General features: G+C 70.8%; 1 protein-coding gene. It reads left to right on the top strand.

Translation table 11 applies throughout. The features are described 5' to 3' along the window. Positions 1 to 41: 41 nt before the first annotated feature. A partial coding sequence (locus ACIPIA_RS12375; protein WP_400509927.1) for an apolipoprotein A-IV repeat region-like domain-containing protein occupies positions 42 to 3,528 on the top strand: 3,487 nt, incomplete at its 3' end.

The following is a 3,528-nucleotide window of genomic DNA, read 5'->3' as shown; positions in this document are numbered from 1 at the left end:
TCGTGAGCGTTTCCGAAGCCGGTCGCAGCCTGACCGCGCTCATGGACGAGCACAGCGACGCCACCGTCGCCCGCGTCTCCAATGCCGGCGCCGATGTCGCCCGGCTGCTGTCCGAGCGCAGCGACGCACTGGTCGCCAGCGTGTCGGGTGCCGTCAACACCGTCGAAACCCGCCTGCGCGATGAGAGCGAGCTGCTCGTTACCCGCTTGACCCAGGCCGGCCAGGACGTCAGCGGCATCGTCGGCAGCCAGAGCGAGCGCCTGATCTCCGGCCTCTCCGAGACCGGCATGCGTGTCAGCGCCCTGCTCGACGAGCAGGCCGGCGCGATGACCGTGAAGGTTTCGCAGGCCGGGCTCGAGATCAAGGACCTGCTCGGCAGCGAGAGCCAGGCTCTGGCCAGCCGCGTCGCCGATGTCGGCCGCTCCGTGCACGGCATCCTGGCCGAGCGCAGCAACGCCCTGATCTCCCGCCTCGCCGAGACCGGTGAAAGCATCGACCAGAAGCTGGAAGAGCGCGGCACCGTGCTCGCCCAGCGCATCACCGGCAGCGTCGAAGCGGCCCAGACTGCATTGGAGCAGCAGCAGAGCGGCTTCCTCGCCAGCATCGGCGAGACCGGCGAGAAGGTCGGCGCCCTGCTCGGCGAGCAGCGCGAGACGATGGTCCGCGACCTCGTCGCCACCGGCCGCGAGGTCCACACCCTGCTCGGCGAGCAGAGCGAAGACCTGGCGCGCCGCATGACCGACGCGACCCGGACCCTCACCGAGACGATCAACGTCGACGGCCGCCATGTCGCCGACCGCGTCACCGAGGCGACCCAGGGGCTGCGCGACACTTTCACCGTCCATGCCGAAGAGGCGCGCACCATGCTCGCCGGCACCGGCCGCGAGATCGTGATGGCGCTCACCCAGCAGGGCGGCCGCGTCAACGAGGCCCTCTCCGCCAATGCCGAATCGATGCTGCGCTCGGTCGAAGGCCGCGCCCAGGCCCTGACGGAAGCCCTTGCACTGCGCCACGACGCGCTGACGCGCCTCTTCGACGAGCGCGGCCGCGAGATCGAGGTCTCCCTCGGCTCGCGCATGGCGACGCTGTCGACGCTGTTCGACACCCAGGGCCGCGATATCGACGCCGCGCTCGGCGATCGCCTGACCGCGCTCGCGACCCTGTTCGATACGCAGGGCCGCGACGTCGAGACGGCGCTCGGTGCCCGCCTCGCCGCATTCGAGGATCTGATCGTCCACCAGGGCGGCACGCTCACGGCGAAGATCTCGGGCGACGCCCGCGAGCTCACCGACGCGCTGCATAGCGGCATCGCGCAGGTCGAGAAGCTGATCTCGGAAGACGGCGTCTCGCTCGCCGACAAGGTCGGCACCCGCGCGCTGGAAGCCGCCGAGCTCCTCGCCAGCCGCACCCGCGAAGCCGCGGATGCGATGGAATCGCAGATCAAGCTGTTCGAGGACCGCTCGGGCGCCAAGAGCGCCGAGATCGCCGGCGCGCTCGACAGCCTGATCGCCCGCATCGACGGCAGCCTCGGCTCGCGTGCGACCGCGCTCAACGAGGCGCTGGTCGAGCGTACCGTCGACATCGCCCGCGTGCTCGCCGAAGGTGGCCGCGAGGTTACCCGTGCGCTGGCCGCCAAGGCCGACGAGATCGGCGATGTCGTCACCTCCAAGAGCGAGTCGCTCACCCGCACGCTCAGCGACAAGGCCGACAGCATCAACGCCACTCTCGGCGGCCGCGCCCTGCAGATCGCCGACACGCTCGACCAGAGCGTGGCGCGCTTCGAGGAGCGTGTCGTCAACCGGCTCGACACCGTCTCGCATACGCTCGACAGCCGTGGCGATGAGATCGCCACCACGCTGCAGGGCCGCTCCGAGGCCATCGCCGCCACTCTCGCCGACCGGGCGCAGGAGCTGCGCGCGCTGTTCGACGACCAGGGCAGCGGGATGGTCTCCTCGCTCGCCCAGCAGAGCGAAGCGATCGCGGCTGCGCTCAGCGAGCGTGCCGAACAGCTGCGCACCCTCTTCGACGATCGCGGGCTCGGCATCGTCGCGGCACTCGGCCGCCGGGGAGACGCCATCTCCGGCGCGCTCGACCAGCGCGCGGAGCAACTGCGTGCGATCTTCGAGGACCAGGGCACCGGCGTCGTCACCGCGCTCGAACGCCAGGGCGCGGCGATCGCGACCTCGCTGGAAGAGCAGACGGACGCGCTGCGCGCCGCCTTCGATGCCAAGGGCAACGGCCTTGTCGAAGTCCTCGGCCGCCAGAGCGAGACGCTCACCCAGTCGCTCGACGAACGTGTCGAGGCTCTGCGCGCCGTGTTCGACGCCAAGGGCAACGGCACCGTCGAGGCGCTGAACGAACGTGGCGAGGCCCTCGCGGCCCAGGTCGCCGCCGCCGGCGAAACGGTGGTCCGCTCGCTCGAAAGCCGCGGAAACGCCATCGTCGCCGGGCTGCGCGACCGCGGGGCCGCCATCGCCAGCGCGGTGGAAACCTCGACCAACGCCCTGCGCGAGACGCTCGAGGCCGGTTCGAAGCAGTCGGTCGAGGCCCTGCTCGGCACCAACGAGCAGCTGCGCGAGGAGCTGGGCGGCATGCTCGGCCGCCTCGGCGAGGCCAACAAGCTGATGCAGCAGATCGTCAGCGGCGCGAACAAGAACCTCGCCGCCGTGGAGAACGGCCTCTCGGCCCGCGTCGGCGAGCTGCAGAACGTGATCGGAACGGTGATGGCCGAAGCCGGCAACGCCTCCCAGCAGGTCACCGAGCAGATCGCCGAGCTCAAGACCTTCTCGGAAGGCACGCTGCGCGAGGCGACCGCTTTGGTCGGCAAGCTCGACGAGCGTGGTACCTCGCTCAACGAGGCGACCGAGGCCAGCAGCGCGGCGCTCAATGCCGTGGCGGGCCGACTGGAGCAGATCGAATCCCGCGTCGGCAAGGCGCTGGCCGAGCGTCGCAACGCGCTCGAGCAGCTGCACGGGCTGATCTCCAGCCGCACCGAGGATGTCGAGGCGATCACCCGCTCCTTCTCCTCGCTCATCGACGAGTCGCTCGGCACCGCCGAGGCGCGCGCCCGCCAGATCGGCACCGTGCTGTCCGACTCGGCCGAGTCGACCACGAGCGCCATCGCCCAGCAGTTCGAGACGATCCGGGCTGCGACCGGCAAGGAGCGCGAGCGCACTGCGGACGCTCTGCGCGCGGCCTACGCCCAGGTCTCCGCCGAGATCAGCGGCGAGATCTCCAAGGTGACCGAGCGCTTCCAGCAGGCGGCGAAGGACATGCGCGGCGTCACCGGCGACATCCAGCGCGAGCTGGAAGCCACCCGCGCCGAGCTGAAGCGCGGCGTGCTCGAGATGCCGCAGGAGGCCCAGGAGTCGACCTCGACCATGCGCCGCGTCGTGGCCGAGCAGATCAAGGCGCTGAACGATCTGACCGAGATCGTGACGCGTGCCGGCCGCCGGGGCGACGTGTCCATGCCGCTCGACCATATCGCGAGCCGCCGGAACACGACGGCAGTTGCAGCCGCCCCTGCGC

The sequence above is a fragment of the Allobosea sp. CER48 genome, from assembly GCF_044752385.1.
Lineage (GTDB): Bacteria > Pseudomonadota > Alphaproteobacteria > Rhizobiales > Beijerinckiaceae > Allobosea.
The sequence above is the reverse complement of the archived record's forward strand: the minus strand, read 5'-3'. Positions and strand labels throughout refer to the sequence as shown.